The sequence below is a fragment of the Agrobacterium sp. CG160-95 genome (genome assembly GCF_053521725.1).
In genome coordinates, this window is sequence record NZ_JBNWDU010000003.1 from 419,447 (window position 1) to 435,060 (window position 15,614).

A 15,614-nucleotide genomic window follows, 5' to 3' on the forward strand; every position below is an offset into this window, starting at 1 on the left:
AAGGGCAGCGTGCGGCAACGGTATTTAAAAAGTGCATTTCCCGCCAGGCAATCCTGCAAAACGCCACCGAGGCAAGATGACCGAAGACGACAGCGAAAGATATCGCGCCCCCGCCCTCGACAAGGGCCTGGACATTCTGGAGCTTCTCGCCCGCACGGATGGCGGGCTGACGCAGATCGAGATTGCCAAGGCCATAGGCAAAACCCCGAACGAGCTTTACCGCATGCTGGACCGCCTGGTGCGCCGTGGTTACGTACAGCGGCTGGAGGGTGACCGGTTTTCGCTGACGCTGAAAATGTTCGGGCTCGCACATTTTCACGCGCCGGTGCGCCGGCTGGTCTCTTTCGCAGCCCCGGTGATGCGCGATTTTTCCGCAAGCGCCGAGCAGGCCTGTCATCTGGCCGTTTACGACCGCGGCAGTGTTGTCGTCATCGCCCAACAGGAGTCCTCCACCTATTGGGCGATGTCCATGCGGGTGGGCGCGCAGATGAGCCTCTTCCAGACCGGTTCCGGCCATGTGCTGCTGGCCTTCCAGAACGAGGTACAGCGCAAGATCATGATCACCGAGCAGGTGCGCGGTGGCGGGGAAACCGAGCCTTCAGACCTTGAGGAGCGGCTGGCGGAAGTTCGCAGGAATGGCTTCGAATCCATGGACAGCATGCAGACCGCAGGCGTGCGCAATATTTCCGCCCCGGTGCTTACACTTGATGGTACCGCACTTGCCGTCATCACCTGCCCCTATATCACCCCGCTTGGCGGCAAGGCCCCGACGCGCGAGGCCTGCGAGGTACTGATCCGCGATGCGGCAAGGCGCATTTCCGAAGTGGCGACGGGTCAGGGAACCATCTGAGACGCACAAAAAAACGCGACCGGCAGGGACCGATCGCGTTTAGAGTGACTGGAGATTTCTGTATCTTAAACGCAAAGGGGACCGGGATGGTTCCCCTTTTTGTTATCAGGCGGCAGCCAGCGTCAGTTCCTTGCGGACCATTTCGCGCAGCGTTACCAGATCCTTGGCGAACAGGCGGATGCCTTCCGAGAGCTTCTCGGTTGCCATCGCGTCTTCGTTCATTGCCCAGCGGAACGCCTTTTCATCGAGCGACTGCAGCGGCTCGGCCTTCACATTGTCGGGCGAAAGCTTGCGCTCAAGCGTGCCGGTGTCCTTGTCCAGCTCTTCCAGCAGCGCCGGGCTGATCGTCAGGCGATCGCAACCGGCAAGCGCTTCGATCTCGCCGACATTACGGAACGATGCGCCCATGACGACGGTGCCGATGCCATTGGCCTTGTAATAATTGTAGATGCTGCGCACCGAAACGACGCCCGGATCGGTCTCGGCAGTGTAGGTCTCGCCGGTCGACTTCTTGTACCAGTCGAGGATGCGGCCGACGAAGGGCGAGATGAGGAAAGCTTTGGCTTCCGCGCAGGCGATGGCCTGTGCCTGCGAGAACAGCAGCGTCAGGTTGCAGTCGATACCCTCGGACTGCAGGACTTCTGCAGCCTTGATGCCTTCCCATGTGGAAGCCAGCTTGATGAGGATGCGTTCACGCTCGATACCGCGCTCCTTGTAGGAGGCGATGATGTGGCGTGCCTTGGTGATGGAGGCCTGTGTGTCGAAGGACAGGTCGGCATCGACTTCCGTCGATACGCGGCCGGGAACCAGACCTGCAAGGGCTGCACCAACGGAAATGGCAAGACGGTCGGCAACGGCCGCAACGACAGCGTCAGACTGGCCGCCCTGTTTCTTGCCCCAGGCAACGGCTTCCTTCACCGCATCCGCAAAAGCGGGGGTGCCGAGCGCCTTCAGAACGATGGTGGGGTTGGTGGTGCAATCCACCGGCTTCAGGCGCGCAACCGCCTCGATGTCGCCGGTATCGGCAACGACCGTGGTGATAGCGCGAAGTTGTTCGAGTTTGGACGTCATGGCGAATGATCCTTCATGATCTCTTGTAAACTTGCACAGCCGTCTTTTCGTTCCCGCACCATGGTGCGCCCAAGGCCGAAATCACGGTTTTGTCCGGCTCCGACTATCGCAAGCGGCAAGGTCGAAAGTCAAGACATTTGCGCATCGCAATTGACATAAGTTTCATGCCTGCGATACTCCGCCCCATAAAGAGAGTGACAAAAACCGTGGCGAAACTGAGAAGAGAAACCCATACGGCCTATTCGGAAGCGGCTTCGCTGAGGCTGCGTGCCGCATGGCTCTACTATAATCAGGGTTTGACGCAGAAAGATGTCGCCGAGAAGCTCGGCATCAGCCGCTCCACCGTCATACGCCTTCTGGACGAGGCGATGAAGCGCTCCGAAGTACAGATCTGGATCAACGAGGGCATCGAGGATTTCGTCGAACTGGCCGGCAGGCTGGAGGCAGCTTATGGGCTGGATGAGGCGGTGATCATTCCCTCCCCCGGCCCATCCCCCGGCAAGGCGAATGCCGAAGGCACGGCCAAGGCCGTTGGCCTGGCGCTCGGGCAATTCCTTTCCGAAGCGGTGCCGAACGACGCCACCATCGGCGTCGGCTGGGGGCGCACCATGACCGCCTCGCTATCCAGCTTTCGCCCGCCGCGCCGGGAAAACTGCAAGGTCGTCTCGCTGCTCGGCGGTATCGTCGCCGTGCACCAGACAAACCCGCTTGATTACACCTGGCGGCTGGCAAGCGCGCTTGGGGCGGAATGTTACATGTTCCTTGCACCGCTGCTGGTAGACTCCGTCGAGACCAAACGGGCGCTGATTGAGAAATGCGGACTTGCCACACTTTATGATCTGGCCGAAACGCTCGACCTCGCCATCGTATCCTGCGGCGATATCGGCCCGCATTCCACTTCGCTTTCGGAAGGTTTCATTTCGAAGGAAACGCTTCAGGAACTCATCGATGCCGGCTGCGTCTGCGACACCATGTTCAACTTCATCGACGCGGAAGGCCGCTCCGTCGATCACCCGATCAACGAGCGCGCCATGGCGATCGATCTAGACACGCTGCGCAAGGCCAAACACATCGTGCTCGCCTCCGGCGGCGCCCACCGCGCCATCGCCATCCGCGCCACCATCAAGCGCATCGGATGCAATACGCTGATTACAGACGAGGCGGCGGCAAGAGCATTGATGGAACTGGTTTAGGCCTCGACAGGCGACCCAGGCTGTTCCTCATTTCTGCGCTTGTCACAGGGATGAGGGAGAGCTGCCTCACACCTTCCCCGTTTCCCATCCCAACATCGCCCGTTTGCGGGTGAGGCCCCAGTGATAACCCGTGAGCGCTCCGCTTTTTCCCACAGCGCGATGGCAAGGAACGACGAAGGAGACCGGGTTCGCGCCAACAGCTGCACCGACCGCACGGGAGGCAGTTGGCTGGCCGATATCGCAGGCGATGTGCGAATAGGTAACGGCGCGGCCCATGGGAATTTTCAGAAGGCTTTCCCATACCCGCACCTGAAAATCCGTGCCGAGCAGCACGACCCGCAATGGCCGGTCCGCCGACCACAGCGTCGGTTCGAAAATACGTGCGGCATAGGGCGCGGTGGCTTCACGATCCTCGACATAATCCGCATTCGGCCAGCGACCTGCCATGTCCTCGAAACAGGCTCTTTCCTCGCCGGGATCGGCGAAAGCGCAGCCGGCAAGGCCGCGATCGGTCACCATGACCAATGCAAGACCGAAGGGTGAAACATGGAAACCGTACCGGATCGTCAACCCACCGCCCTTGGCCTTCCATTCGCCTGGAGACATGGCCTCGTGGGTGACGAACAGATCGTGCAGGCGGCCGGGCCCAGACATACCGACCTCGATCGAGGTTTCCAGCAGCGGCAGATCCTCTTCGCGCAACAACCTTTTGGCATGATCGAGCGTTACAGCCTGCAAAAACGCCTTGGGGGAAAGACCGGCCCAGCGGGTGAAGGTCTTCTGCAATTGCGTCGGCGACTGGCCGAGCCTTGCGGCAATGGCTTCAAGGGAGGGCTGGTCGCGATAATCCAGCGTCAAAAGCTCGATAACCCCGCGCACCGTATCGTAATCCGAACCGATGGGGGTGATGTCTTCATTCAGCATGATATTGGCGTTCATCGCATGTCTCCTAACGCCTCACAGAAAACCATCAAAGCGCGTCGGTCTCCACCCGTTTCTTGCGCCGTACTCAGTTTCTGCCGAGATACCGGCCTCGAGCCGATTGACGGGTTTTAAGCGGAATTATCCGCTCACATCCGCCGCACCGTCGCCAACGCACCGCCGAAAGCCTTGGCGAAGCTTTCCCGGTCATCCGGATTGAGAAACGAGCCGATATCCGTTGCCTTGCCTTCGCCCGTTACATGCATGGAGACGATGCCGATTTCCTCGTGCCGCTGAACCCTGAAGCGGGCCCAGAATGGGTTGAAACGATGCTCGACGACGCGACCAGTCGGGGAGAATTTGCGGATAGACAGGCTGGTGCGCGAGACGCTCACCTCTTCCCGCGCCTTCGCTGCCCGGTAATTGGCGCGAAAGGCGACATAAAGCAGCAGAAAATCCAACCCGAGGAACAGGCCGACGGGCCATGCGCCAGTGGTGAGGAAAAAGCCGCCATGGAGGAGGCAGGCAAGCCCGGACAAGGCGAGAAGCAGCCGGAAACCCCTTCTTCCGAGCGAACGGTGCGGAACGAGTTCCGCCGCAAAAATCGGCTGATCGTTGAGCGTATCCACGTTGATTTCCTCAGGGCGGGCTGGCTATAGATAGGTCATGACAGTCGCCAAAAAACGATCCAGCACCCAAACATTGAAAAAGTCAAATGCGACATCCGCCCGCAGACCGGCGCGTGTGAAGACGATCTATTCGAAGGACGAGTTGAACGAGATCTTCCGCCGTTTCTCCATTCAGCGGCCGGAGCCGAAAGGCGAGCTGGAACATACCAACCCCTTTACCCTGCTGGTGGCCGTGGCGCTTTCGGCGCAGGCGACCGATGTGGGCGTAAACCGGGCGACGCGGGCGCTGTTCAAGGTGGCCGATACGCCGGAAAAAATGCTGGCACTTGGCGAGGAGGAGCTGATCGGCCATATCAAGACCATCGGGCTTTACCGCAACAAGGCCAAGAACGTTATCGCTTTGTCACAGATGCTGATCGACAATTTCGGCGGCGAGGTGCCGAGGACGCGCGAGGAGCTGGTGACCCTGCCCGGCGTGGGCCGCAAGACGGCCAATGTGGTGATGTCGATGGCCTTCGGTGTGCCCACACTCGCCGTGGACACCCATGTTTTTCGTATTGCCAACCGGCTCTGTCTTGCGCCGGGGAAAACCCCGGATGAAGTGGAAGACCGGCTCGTCCGCATCATTCCCGAAGAATATCTGTTCCATGCCCATCACTGGCTGATCCTGCACGGGCGTTATTGCTGCAAGGCGCGCAAACCGGAATGCGAGCGCTGCGTGATTGCCGATATCTGCAAGTCACCGGAAAAGACCTTCGATATTCCAGCTCCGCTCGTGGAACTACCCGCGCAATTGTTCGGTGCGGCCAGCGGCGAATGACGGATCGCGCCGGCTGACGGCCTTGTGCAGATGCACCATCATCGAAGCCGCAAAAAGCGGCGTCAGAAGGTTGAGGAAGGGGATTGCAAGGAACGCTGCAATCACCAGCCCGGCCATGAACACGGTTGTGCGGTGTTTCAGCCGGAAAAGCCGCGCGTCAGCGGGCGAGCGGAAACGCATGGCTGCAAATTCGAAGAACTCCCGGCCCAGCAGATAACCGTTCACCAGAAAAAAGGCGATGAGGTTGACGCCCGGCACCAGCAGCAACAAAAGCGCAATCAGGTTGCCGGCAATGACGACGCCAAAGAACTTGATCGATGACACCACTGCCTCACCGATGGGCATCGCCTTGCCCGGCGGATCATCGGGATAGGTCTTTTTCTCCACGACTTCGGCGACATCGTCGAGAAACAATCCGGCAATAACGGCAGTGACGGGCGAGATCAGCAAGGCCAACGCCAAAGCCAGCCCGATTCCGGCGAAAATGGCGAAAACGAAAGTCAGCCATCCCGCCCAGTCAGGCACGCTGGGGATCAGCGTATCCACCCACGGCAAGGCGAAATAGATGAAGACAGAGCGGATGGCGAACCACAGCGCTGCCAGCACCAGAAGCGTCAGCCCTAGAACCTTCCAGAACACCGACCGGGTCTCGGTGGCAAAAAGATTGCTGAAGGCAAGCCTCGCCGCATTAAAAATCATTCGGAACTCCTGTGACGCCTCTCGCGTTTTAAACTGGCGTTCAGGAGAGATAGGCGCCGCCCATCCGCTCCGCAAGACAGGAATGAAGACGTCGCTGTTGGGAATTAAACCGCTGATGGAATTTCCCTTGAATAAAAGACGTCTCTAAAATATAATAATCTATCTATTAGAATTCGCATTCCGGTCCGGTGGAGGACAAGGCCGGAAAAGCTCGCCCCCACCGACAAGTCGCGGTTCGCACGCTCGCCCGGGCGCGCGGATGCATCACCGTTCATAAATATAAAAGAATGAGGCGTTGGTGGAACAGCTACTGTTGAATCTGACCCGTGCCATGAAGGCCGGTACGCCTTCAGAGCGCAAGATCGCCAAATATCTGATCGAGCATCTGGACGAATTGCCGTTTGAGACGGCGCAGACGCTGGCTGCCAAGCTCAGTCTCAGTCCGATGACGGTTGGACGTTTTCTGCGCTCGCTCGGATACCGGCAATTCAGCGATATTCGCATCGATCTGCGCCACGCCGAAGAGACCGCGGGCGTGGACCAGCCCGCTATTGTTGAAAGCGGCGATCAGAAGTCCAATCCGTTTTCGCAACTCCTTTCCCAACAGATCCAGGCCATTCAGGCTGCTTTCGAAATGACGGACCAGCCGATATGGCGCGTCGCCATGAGCGAGATCGCTTCGGCGGCAGATGTTTTTCTGGCAACGTCACCGGAAGGCCTTGGCACTGGAAGGCACTTTCACGGGCGGTTGCTGGAGTATCGCAGACGCGTGCACTTCCTCGGCAGCGACAGCGCCGCCTATATCGCCCTTTGGGACTTCGATCCCGCAGAAGCGCTTCTCATCCTCATGGATTGCGGCGGCAGCATCACGCCCTTGCAGAGCCTTTCTGCGACAGCGCGAAAGAGCGGCTACAGAACCCTGTTGATCACCACCCGGTTTTATGAATGGGGACCGGAAAGCGCCGATATCTGTCTTGCCATGCCGCACACCCAGACCGGCGGACAAGGCCTGCTGCAGCTCGTTGCGCTGATGGAATTCACCCTCTGCAGCCTGATTGCCGGAGCCGACGAGCAGCGCACGGCACGCATGAAAAACCTAACCGGCCTGAAACGCTCGCTTGGCATCTGACCCTCGGCGGGAGGAAACGGATCGCGCCCGTCCGCCACGACCTTACCTGCCGTTGTCGGCAAAGATCAGAGGCTTTCCAGCTCCTGGCGATGGCGGTGCATGGCGAGAAAACGGCGATAATCCCGCTCGTAAAGCGGTGTGAGCGCCGGATTGCCTGGGATTTCCGTATTGCCCGGATACATGGCGGCACCCGCCGCTGCAAGGCCCGCATGCACACCGCCGGCGGCTGCCGCCGTCATTGCAGTGCCGAGAAGAACGGCGTCGGCTGTGGCAGGCACGACGATGCGCTTGCCGGTCACATCAGCGTAAAGCTCCATCAACAGCGGGTTCTTCACATGGCCGCCGGTAACGTGCAGGCTTTCGACGGCATAACCGAAACGCTCCATCGCATCGAGCACATGGCGCGCGCCAAGCGCAATCGCCACGGCAGTGCGCCAGTAGAGCCGGCAGAGACTGTCGAAGGATGTATCGAGCGTCAGCCCGCTGATGACGCCCACCGCATGCGGATCGGCGAGCGGTGAGCGGTTGCCGTGGAAATCCGGCAGTACATGTAGCCGTTCGGCAAAGGCCGCGCCCTCGAGCGCGCGCAATTCGGTAACCCGCGCAACGATGCGGGCGTGCAGCGCCGTATCCGGCTCTCCGCCCGCCGCGTGCATGCGCACGATATGATCGAGCAGCGCGCCGGTGGCAGATTGCCCGCCCTCCACCAGCCAGTGGCCGGGCAGCACCGCCTGCCAATAGGGACCCCACAGGCTGTGGCCTGGCATCTGCCGCTCGGACATGGCGACAAGGCAGCTAGAGGTGCCGGCGATCAGCGCCACATGTTTACCCACATCATCAGAAAGGCATCCGCCAAGCGCACCCAGCGTGCCGGCGTAAGCATCGATCATGCCCGCCGCCACCTGACAGCCGGTGTCAAGGCCGAGTTCGGCGGCAGCCTCGGGCGAAAGCGGGCCTATGGCTGTGCCCGGCATCACGGTCGTTTCGGGCAGGCCTGCCCGCTGTTTCAGATCGCCAAGCCCGGCAAGATTGAGATAATCCGCCTGCCAGCCGGGATTTTCCTGCGCCAGAAAATTCCACTTCGCCGTCTGCGTGCAATTTGAACGCTTAGTGGAACCGGTTGCCTTCCATGTCAGGAAATCCGCCAGATCGAAGGCGAAAGACATGCGCGCCCAGCTTGCCGGCAAATTCGCCTTCAGCCACATCAGCTTCGGCATCTGCATTTCCGGTGACACGCTTTTGCCGGCGAAATCCAGCACGCGGTGGCCGGATGCCGTCAGCCGGTCGGCCTCGCCGATTGCCCGATGGTCCAGCCAGACGATGGTGTCGAACCGGTCTTTGCCCGTGACGGAGACAGAAACCGGTTCCCCACGCTCATCACGGATAACGAGCGAGCAGGTAGCATCAAAACCAATGGCCGCTATGCTGTCCGCTAACACACCCGCGTCGGCAAGCGCTGCTCTCACCGCAAGGCAGACGGCGTTCCATATATCGGTGGAATCGTGTTCGGCGTGGTTTTCCTGCGGCCTTTGCATCAGGATGGGATGGGTTGAGCGGGCGAGAAGCCTGCCGGTCGGGTCGAAAATCCCGGCGCGGGCGCTCGCCGTTCCGACATCGACAGCGACGAGATTTTGACGCATCAAGACTTCAGTTCCATCCCTTGCGTAACGACCTCCGGGCGGTGGCAGGCATGGTTTCCTTCAGCCTGCGTCACGTTCCACCTGGCTGTCAAAACCGCCCTTCCCCATATAATCGCCGACAAGTTGAACCAAATCTTCCATGGCGTCAAACGTGGCATTGGCCCCGAGCTCCGCGATCTTTTCGCGAAATGCCGGAAACCGCGCATGCGAGCCGCCGGTGAAGGCAAAAACCGCCATGCCGGCTGCCTTCGCCGCCGCAATGCCCGCCGGGCTGTCCTCGATCACGATGCACTGACGCGGATCAGTGCCCATCTGCCTCGCCGCATGCAGGAAAAGGTCGGGTGCCGGCTTGCCGTTCTTCACCATGGTGGCGCTGAAAACATGCGGCTCAAATTTATCGATGAGGCCGGTCAGCCCCAGCGAGTAACGGATGCGTTCCGGTTGACTTGAGGAGGCAACGCAGCGTTTGAAGGCCACCAGCCTGTCCAGCGTTTCGGCAATGCCGTCGATGGGGCGCAACTCGGTGCGGAAACGCTCAAACAGCGTCGCGCGCATATGCTCGAGAAAATCGATGTCGGTCTCGATACCGTATTCCTCAAACAAAGTCGTCGTCATGCTGGCAACGCTGCGACCGAGAAAGCGGTTGTAGGCCTCTTCCTCCCCCATCTCCACGCCAAGATGGGAGAGCATGTCGAGAAGAACCGAGATGGAGACCGGCTCGCTGTCGACCAGAACGCCGTCGCAGTCGAAAATCAGAAGAGGTCCGGTTCCGTCTCGCATCTCACGTCACTTTTCAGCCAGCTTGTCATCCAGATAAAGCTGCAAGGTCTTCGCCGTGCCTTCGTGCCACAGTGTCGTCAATGCATGAGAGAAGCGTTTACGGAAAAGCTCCGATTCGGCAACCTCCCCGAAGATATCGTCAAGTGAAAGGAAGGCCATCGGGTCGTCCTTGGCCTTTGTGGCTGCCGCCTGTAGCCTCTCGGCGCTGGCGTCGTTGAAGGTGATTTGCCTGCCGCTGTCGGAGGTGCCGTAGAAATAACGGCACCACAGTGCTGAAACCAGCGACAGACCGACAATATCTTCACCGCGCGCCAGACGGTCGGCGGTGGAGGGCAGGATGAATTTCGGCTGGCGGTTGGAGCCATCCTGCGCGAGGCGCGGAATGGTATCGCCGATTTTCGGGTTGAGGAAACGCCGTTCGATCAGGCCGAAATATTCGCCAAGATCGGTATCGGGCACGGGCGGAATGACCGGGATGATCTCTTCCTTTTCGAGCTTTGCCAGAAACGCCCGGATCAGCGGATGCTCCATCGCCTCATGCACGAAATGGATGTCGAGCAGCGCTGCCGGATAGGCGATCGCCGCATGGCCGCCATTGAGGATGCGGATCTTCATGTGCTCGTAAGGCGCAACATCCTTGACGAACTGAACGCCCGCCTTTTCGAGCGCCGGTCGGCCCGCCGGGAAATTATCCTCCATCACCCATTGCTTGAACTCTTCGCAGAAGACCGGCCAATTGTCCTCGATGCCGAAATCGTCACGGGCGATATTGCGTTCGCGCTCTCCCGTGGCGGGGGTGATGCGGTCGACCATCGAATTGGGGAAAGCGACGTTATCGCCGATCCAGTTGGCGAAGGCCGGATCGGACAAGGCGGCGAGACCGACCACCGCGTTTTTAGTGACCTTGCCATTATGGGGAATGTTGTCGCAGGACATGACGGTGAAGGGTGAAAGCCCCTTGTCGCGCCGCGCCTTCAGCCCGGCAACGATAAGGCCGAACACGGTTTTCGGGGAAGACGGGTTCCTGCCATCCTCGGCAATCGCGGGATGCTGCGGATTGAAGGAGCCGGAAGCATCGATGAAATAACCGCCTTCGGTAATCGTCATCGAAACAATTCGGATTTTCGGATCTGCGAGCGTGTCGATAATGCCTTGGGTATCGCCAACCTTCAGAATGTCGATCATTGGCCCGGTGACGCGCGCACCGGTGCGATTATTGTCCTGCTCCACCACCGTGGTCAGGAAATCCTGCGCGGCAAGTTTTTCGCGCATTACCGCGTCCGATGGCAGTACACCCGCACCAATGATGGCGAAGTCGTGGTCCGCGCCGGTGTTGAACAGGTCGTCCAGGTAGACCGCCTGATGGGCGCGATGGAAATTGCCGATGCCGAAATGCACGATTCCGGCGGAAAGATCGGCCCGGGAATAGGCCGGAATCGCCGCGGTTTTTTTGGCTTCATCAAGCGTGGCGAGGGAGAGTTTGCATGTCATGTCACGATCCTCGAAGGGGAAACGTTGTTTGTGCCAGGACCGGATGACAGATACCCGGCACGCAGCGCGGATTTGCCTTCCGGCCTTCGCGTCATATCGCGATGCCCTTGTCATCGAACCTGTGGATTTTGGCATCATCGGGTGTGATGAAGACGGTATCGCCGTGTTTGCATTCGAATTCACCGTCGGTTCTGGCGGTGATGGGGCCGATGCCGGGGACGTCGAGGTGGAGGAAGGTGTCGGAGCCGAGATGTTCGGCGACCGTGACCTTGCCCTGCCACAGGCCGGTTTCTTTCGACAGCGTCAGGTGCTCGGGCCGCACGCCGGCGGTGGTCGCACCCTTTTGCCGGGCGTAGTCGCCGGTCACCAGGTTCATGCGCGGCGAGCCGATGAAGCCGGCGACGAAGAGGTTGGCGGGCGAGCGGTAAAGCTCCATCGGCGAGCCGACCTGCTCGATATTGCCGCGGTTGAGGACCACGATCTTGTCGGCCATGGTCATGGCCTCCACCTGGTCGTGGGTGACGTAGATCATCGTCGTCTTCAGCGTGTTGTGCAGCTCGGAGATTTCCAGCCGCATGGTACCGCGCAGCGCCGCATCGAGGTTGGAGAGCGGTTCGTCAAACAGGAACGCCTTCGGTTCGCGCACGATGGCGCGGCCGATGGCGACGCGCTGGCGCTGGCCGCCGGACAGTTGCGAGGGCCGGCGTTCGAGATAATCGGTGAGGTTGAGGATACGGGCGGCATCGTCGACCTTCTTGTCGATGACGGCCTTGTCGAGCTTGGCCATCTTCAGCGGGAAGGCGATGTTGTTCCTGACGCTCATATGCGGATAAAGCGCATAGGACTGGAACACCATGGCAAGGCCGCGCTCGGCCGGGGCCTTTTCGGTGGCGTCGTTGCCGTCGATGACTATTCTGCCGCCGGAGACGTCTTCCAGCCCGGCAATCAGGCGCAGCAGCGTTGACTTGCCGCAGCCGGAGGGGCCGACGAAGACGACGAACTCGCCGTCATGGATATCGAGATCGATCGACGGGATGACTTTTGCCTCGCCGAAGAGCTTGGACACGTTCTGAAGGGAAATGCTGCCCATTATTGTCGTTCCTTATTTCACGGCGCCAAAGGTGAGGCCACGCACGAGTTGTTTCTGCGAGAACCAGCCGATGACGAGAATGGGGGCGATCGCCATCATCGAGGCGGCCGAGAGCTTGGCCCAGAACAGCCCCTGCGGTGAGGAGAAGGAGGCGATGAAGGCCGTCAGCGGTGCCGCATTGGTGGTCGTCAGCCGGATGGTCCAGAAGGATTCGTTCCAGGCAAGAATGACGTTCAGGAGCAGCGTCGAGGCAATGCCCGGAACCGCCATTGGGGTCAGTACATGCACGATCTCGTTCCAGAGCGAGGCACCATCCATGCGGGCTGCTTCCAGGATCTCGCCGGGAATTTCGCGGAAGTAGGTATAAAGCATCCACACCACGATCGGCAGGTTGATGAAGGTGAGCATGACGGTCAGCCCAATGCGGGTATCGAGCAGGCCGGCATTGCGGAAGATCAGGTAGATCGGCACCAGCACCGCCACCCCCGGCATCATCTTGGTGGAGAGCATCCACATCAAAATGTCCTTGGTGCGTTTGGTCGGCGAGAATGCCATGGCCCAGGCGGCGGGAATGGCGATCATGAGCGCGATGATCGTCGAGCCGAGCGACAGCACGACCGAGTTCATGAACGGCTTGAAGTAATCGCGCTGGGTCTGCACGGTGATGTAGTTTTCGAGCGTGCCCGAGGGAATGAGGCTGAAGCCTGCAATCGCCTCCGGCTCGGTCTTGATCGAGGTGAGGAAGGCGTAAAGGATCGGGAAGAACAGCAGCAACGCCACGGCCCATGCCGCGATGGTGAAGCCGATCTTTGCGCGTGTCGTTGTCTTGCGGGCCATGATCGCTTCTCCTTAACGGTCGAGGTTCTTGCCGACGGCGCGCATCAGGAAGATGGCGACGATATTGGCGAGCACGACGGCGATGATGCCACCGGCCGATGCGCCGCCGACGTCGTAGCCCAGAAGCGCCGTGCGATAGATGAGGAAGGCAAGGTTGGTCGAGGCATAACCCGGGCCGCCATTGGTGGTGACGAGGATTTCCGCGTAAACGCCGAGCAGGAAGATCGTCTGGATGAGGATGACGACGGTGATGGCGCGGGCAAGATGCGGCAGCGTCAGGTAGATGAAGCGGTTGATGAAGTTGGCGCCATCCATCTCGGCCGCTTCCTTCTGCTCGCCATCGAGCGACTGGAGGGCGGTGAGCAGGATCAGCGTGGCAAAGGGCAGCCATTGCCAGGCGACGATGATGATGATGGAGAGCAGCGGAAACTGCGCGAACCAGTCGACCGGCTGCAGGCCGAAGAAGCGCGACAGATCGGCAAGCACGCCGTAACCGGGATGCATGATCATGTTCTTCCACACCAGCGCCGCGACAGGCGGCATGACGAAGAAGGGCGAGATGATCATGATGCGCACGATGCCCTGACCGAAGATGTCCTGGTCAAGCAGAAGCGCAATCGCAATACCGCCGATGACGGTGATCAGAAGCACGCCGCCGACGATGGCAAGCGTGTTGAAGATCGACTGGAAGAAGGCCGGATCGGTGTAGAAATACTGGTAATTGAACAGGCCCGCGAAGCTGACATTGACAGGGTTGAGCAGATTGTAGTTCTGGAACGAAAACCACAGCGTCATCGCCAGGGGCACGATCATCCACACCAGCAAAAGCAGCACCGAAGGCGCAAGCATAACCCGCGCCAGACCGCTCGTGTTTCGTGTTGCCATTGCACTAACCTCCCCATGGGCTCGGGCATCACGAAATGCCCCCGGCATATCCGGAAGAACCGGCTCATTCCAGTTTTGATTTGAAAGGCTTAAAGGCCGCCGCGCAGCTCGCGGCTTGCGCCCCCAAGGTTCGCTGCCCGGCATTGGCGCCGGACAGCGATCTTCAGGAGGATTACTTGATGTAACCGGCGCGGGTCATTTCACGCGTCGCTGTCGACTGGGCGCTGGCAAGCGCATCGTCAACACTGGACTGGCCGGCAACGACCGCCGAGAACAGCTGACCGACCGTGGTGCCGAGCGCCTGGAATTCAGGGATCGCCACGAACTGACCGCCGGTGTAAGGCACGGGCTTTACGGTCGGTTTGGTGATGTCGGCGGCATCCATCGCAGCAAGCGTCGGCTTGGCGAAGGCGGCTGCTTTTTCATAGTCAGCATTCTTGTAAAGCGAGGTGCGGGTGCCCGGAGGCACGTTTGCCCAGCCTTCCTTGGCAGCGACGAGTTGGGTATATTCCTTGCTGGTTGCCCAGGAGATGAACTTCTCGGCGGCATCCGCCTTCTGCGAGCTCTTCGGGATAGCAAGGTTCCATGACCACAACCAGTTGCCGTGGTTCTTCAGTTCGCCATGCGTCGGGAAGAGCGCATAACCGACCTTGTCGGCAACGGTCGAATCCTTCGGGTTTGAAACGAAGGAAGCAGCCACCGTGGCATCGATCCACATGCCGCATTTGCCCTGCTGGAACAGCGTCAGGTTTTCGTTGAAGCCGTTGGAGGAAGCACCCGACGGACCGGCATCCTTCATCAGATCGACGTAGAACTGAAGAGCACTCTTCCATTCCGGCTGATCGAACTGCGGCTTCCAGTTCTCATCGAACCAGCGGCCGCCAAAGGAGTTGGTGAGCGCGCTGATGAAGGCCATGTTCTCGCCCCAGCCAGCCTTGCCGCGCAGGCACATGCCGTTGATATCCGTCTTGCGATCGGTAATCTTGCGGGCAGCGTCACCGATGAATTCCCAGGTCGGGTTTTCAGGCATCTTCAGGCCGGCTTTTTCAAACAGGTCCTTGCGATACATGATCATGGCGGATTCGCCGTAGAACGGCGCCGCATAAAGCTTGCCTTCGCTGGAAAGACCACCACGGATCGCCGGCAGAATATCATCCACGTCGTATTTGTCGCCAAGCTTTTCGAGCGGCAGCAGCCAGCCCTGCTTAGCCCAGATCGGCACTTCATAGTTGCCGATGGTCATGATGTCGTACTGACCGCCATTGGTGGCGATATCGGTCGTCACGCGCTCGCGCAGGACGTTTTCTTCAAGCGTGACCCATTCCACCTTGATGTCGGGGTTCTTGGTGGTGAAGTCGGAGGTCAGACCCTGCATGCGGATCATGTCGCCGTTGTTGACGGTGGCGATGGTCAGCGTTTCGGCGGAAGCAAGGGTCGAAAAGGCGAGTGCCGAGCATGCGCCCAGCAAAATGGTCTTCAATGTCATATCTTCCTCCCAGAAGAAATTTATGAGCATTCGCTTTGCTCTGGGGCATTTACTCACCCGCGGCCAAAAAAAGTCAAGCAACATCCTGTGCTG

Annotated in this window: 15 protein-coding genes; 4 read left to right on the forward strand and 11 right to left on the reverse strand. The window is 59.8% G+C overall.

Translation table 11 applies throughout. The annotated features are described in order from the left end of the window. Nucleotides 1-76: 76 nt before the first annotated feature. On the forward strand, nt 77-850 hold the full coding sequence (locus tag ACQZ63_RS13305) for an IclR family transcriptional regulator (protein WP_003516189.1): 774 nt from the start codon (nt 77-79) through the stop codon (nt 848-850). 105 nt (nt 851-955) lie between these two features. On the opposite strand, the gene tal is transcribed toward ACQZ63_RS13305, so the two are convergent. After that, nucleotides 956-1,921 (reverse strand): transaldolase, encoded by a 966-nt coding sequence (gene tal / locus ACQZ63_RS13310; RefSeq protein ID WP_013762313.1) that lies wholly within the window; start codon nt 1,919-1,921, stop codon nt 956-958. A 206-nt stretch (nt 1,922-2,127) separates the two neighbouring features. On the opposite strand from tal, the gene ACQZ63_RS13315 reads away from it, so the two are divergent. Beyond that, nucleotides 2,128-3,114 (forward strand): sugar-binding transcriptional regulator, encoded by a 987-nt coding sequence (locus ACQZ63_RS13315; RefSeq protein WP_003516185.1) that lies wholly within the window; start codon nt 2,128-2,130, stop codon nt 3,112-3,114. 66 nt (nt 3,115-3,180) lie between these two features. On the opposite strand, the gene ACQZ63_RS13320 is transcribed toward ACQZ63_RS13315, so the two are convergent. Both ACQZ63_RS13320 and ACQZ63_RS13325 read right to left on the reverse strand, forming a co-directional pair. Continuing rightward, a complete protein-coding gene (locus tag ACQZ63_RS13320; protein WP_003516183.1) occupies nt 3,181-4,053 on the reverse strand; it encodes a methylated-DNA--[protein]-cysteine S-methyltransferase in 873 nt (290 codons plus the stop codon). 131 nt (nt 4,054-4,184) lie between these two features. Further along, entirely contained in the window at nt 4,185-4,664 is a 480-nt protein-coding gene (locus tag ACQZ63_RS13325) for a DUF2244 domain-containing protein (RefSeq protein ID WP_003516181.1), read from the reverse strand. Nucleotides 4,665-4,701: 37 nt separating this feature from the next. On the opposite strand from ACQZ63_RS13325, the gene nth reads away from it, so the two are divergent. Then, nucleotides 4,702-5,484: an endonuclease III gene (nth, locus tag ACQZ63_RS13330; protein ID WP_003516179.1), complete on the forward strand. Its 783-nt coding sequence runs from the start codon at nt 4,702-4,704 to the stop codon at nt 5,482-5,484. Here nth and ACQZ63_RS13335 read toward each other — a convergent pair. Continuing rightward, a complete protein-coding gene (locus tag ACQZ63_RS13335; protein ID WP_003516176.1) occupies nt 5,446-6,183 on the reverse strand; it encodes a sulfate transporter family protein in 738 nt (245 codons plus the stop codon). The genes nth and ACQZ63_RS13335 overlap by 39 nt on opposite strands. 295 nt (nt 6,184-6,478) lie before the next feature. Here ACQZ63_RS13335 and ACQZ63_RS13340 point away from each other — a divergent pair, with 295 nt between their 5' ends. Further along, nucleotides 6,479-7,312: a MurR/RpiR family transcriptional regulator gene (locus tag ACQZ63_RS13340; protein ID WP_025595058.1), complete on the forward strand. Its 834-nt coding sequence runs from the start codon at nt 6,479-6,481 to the stop codon at nt 7,310-7,312. 65 nt (nt 7,313-7,377) lie between these two features. Here the strand turns inward: ACQZ63_RS13340 and ACQZ63_RS13345 are convergent, their stop codons facing one another. The 7 genes from ACQZ63_RS13345 to ACQZ63_RS13375 all read right to left on the reverse strand — a co-directional run bounded on the left by ACQZ63_RS13345 (nt 7,378) and on the right by ACQZ63_RS13375 (nt 15,521). Beyond that, entirely contained in the window at nt 7,378-8,952 is a 1,575-nt protein-coding gene (locus ACQZ63_RS13345; RefSeq protein WP_003516172.1) for an FGGY-family carbohydrate kinase, read from the reverse strand. 60 nt (nt 8,953-9,012) lie between these two features. Continuing rightward, a complete protein-coding gene (locus ACQZ63_RS13350; protein ID WP_003516170.1) occupies nt 9,013-9,732 on the reverse strand; it encodes an HAD family hydrolase in 720 nt (239 codons plus the stop codon). A 6-nt stretch (nt 9,733-9,738) separates the two neighbouring features. Further along, the gene (locus ACQZ63_RS13355; RefSeq protein WP_448799262.1) at nt 9,739-11,223 is read right to left on the reverse strand and encodes a mannitol dehydrogenase family protein; all 1,485 of its coding nucleotides are present in this window, start codon (nt 11,221-11,223) and stop codon (nt 9,739-9,741) included. Nucleotides 11,224-11,314: 91 nt separating this feature from the next. After that, nucleotides 11,315-12,313 (reverse strand): ABC transporter ATP-binding protein, encoded by a 999-nt coding sequence (locus ACQZ63_RS13360; RefSeq protein ID WP_013761442.1) that lies wholly within the window; start codon nt 12,311-12,313, stop codon nt 11,315-11,317. 12 nt (nt 12,314-12,325) lie between these two features. Beyond that, entirely contained in the window at nt 12,326-13,150 is an 825-nt protein-coding gene (locus tag ACQZ63_RS13365; protein WP_003510506.1) for a carbohydrate ABC transporter permease, read from the reverse strand. Nucleotides 13,151-13,162: 12 nt separating this feature from the next. Continuing rightward, nucleotides 13,163-14,035 (reverse strand): carbohydrate ABC transporter permease, encoded by an 873-nt coding sequence (locus tag ACQZ63_RS13370; RefSeq protein ID WP_111789185.1) that lies wholly within the window; start codon nt 14,033-14,035, stop codon nt 13,163-13,165. A 172-nt stretch (nt 14,036-14,207) separates the two neighbouring features. After that, nucleotides 14,208-15,521, reverse strand: a complete 1,314-nt coding sequence (locus ACQZ63_RS13375; RefSeq protein ID WP_013762306.1) for an ABC transporter substrate-binding protein — start codon at nt 15,519-15,521, stop codon at nt 14,208-14,210. Between the last annotated feature and the right edge of the window lie 93 nt (nt 15,522-15,614).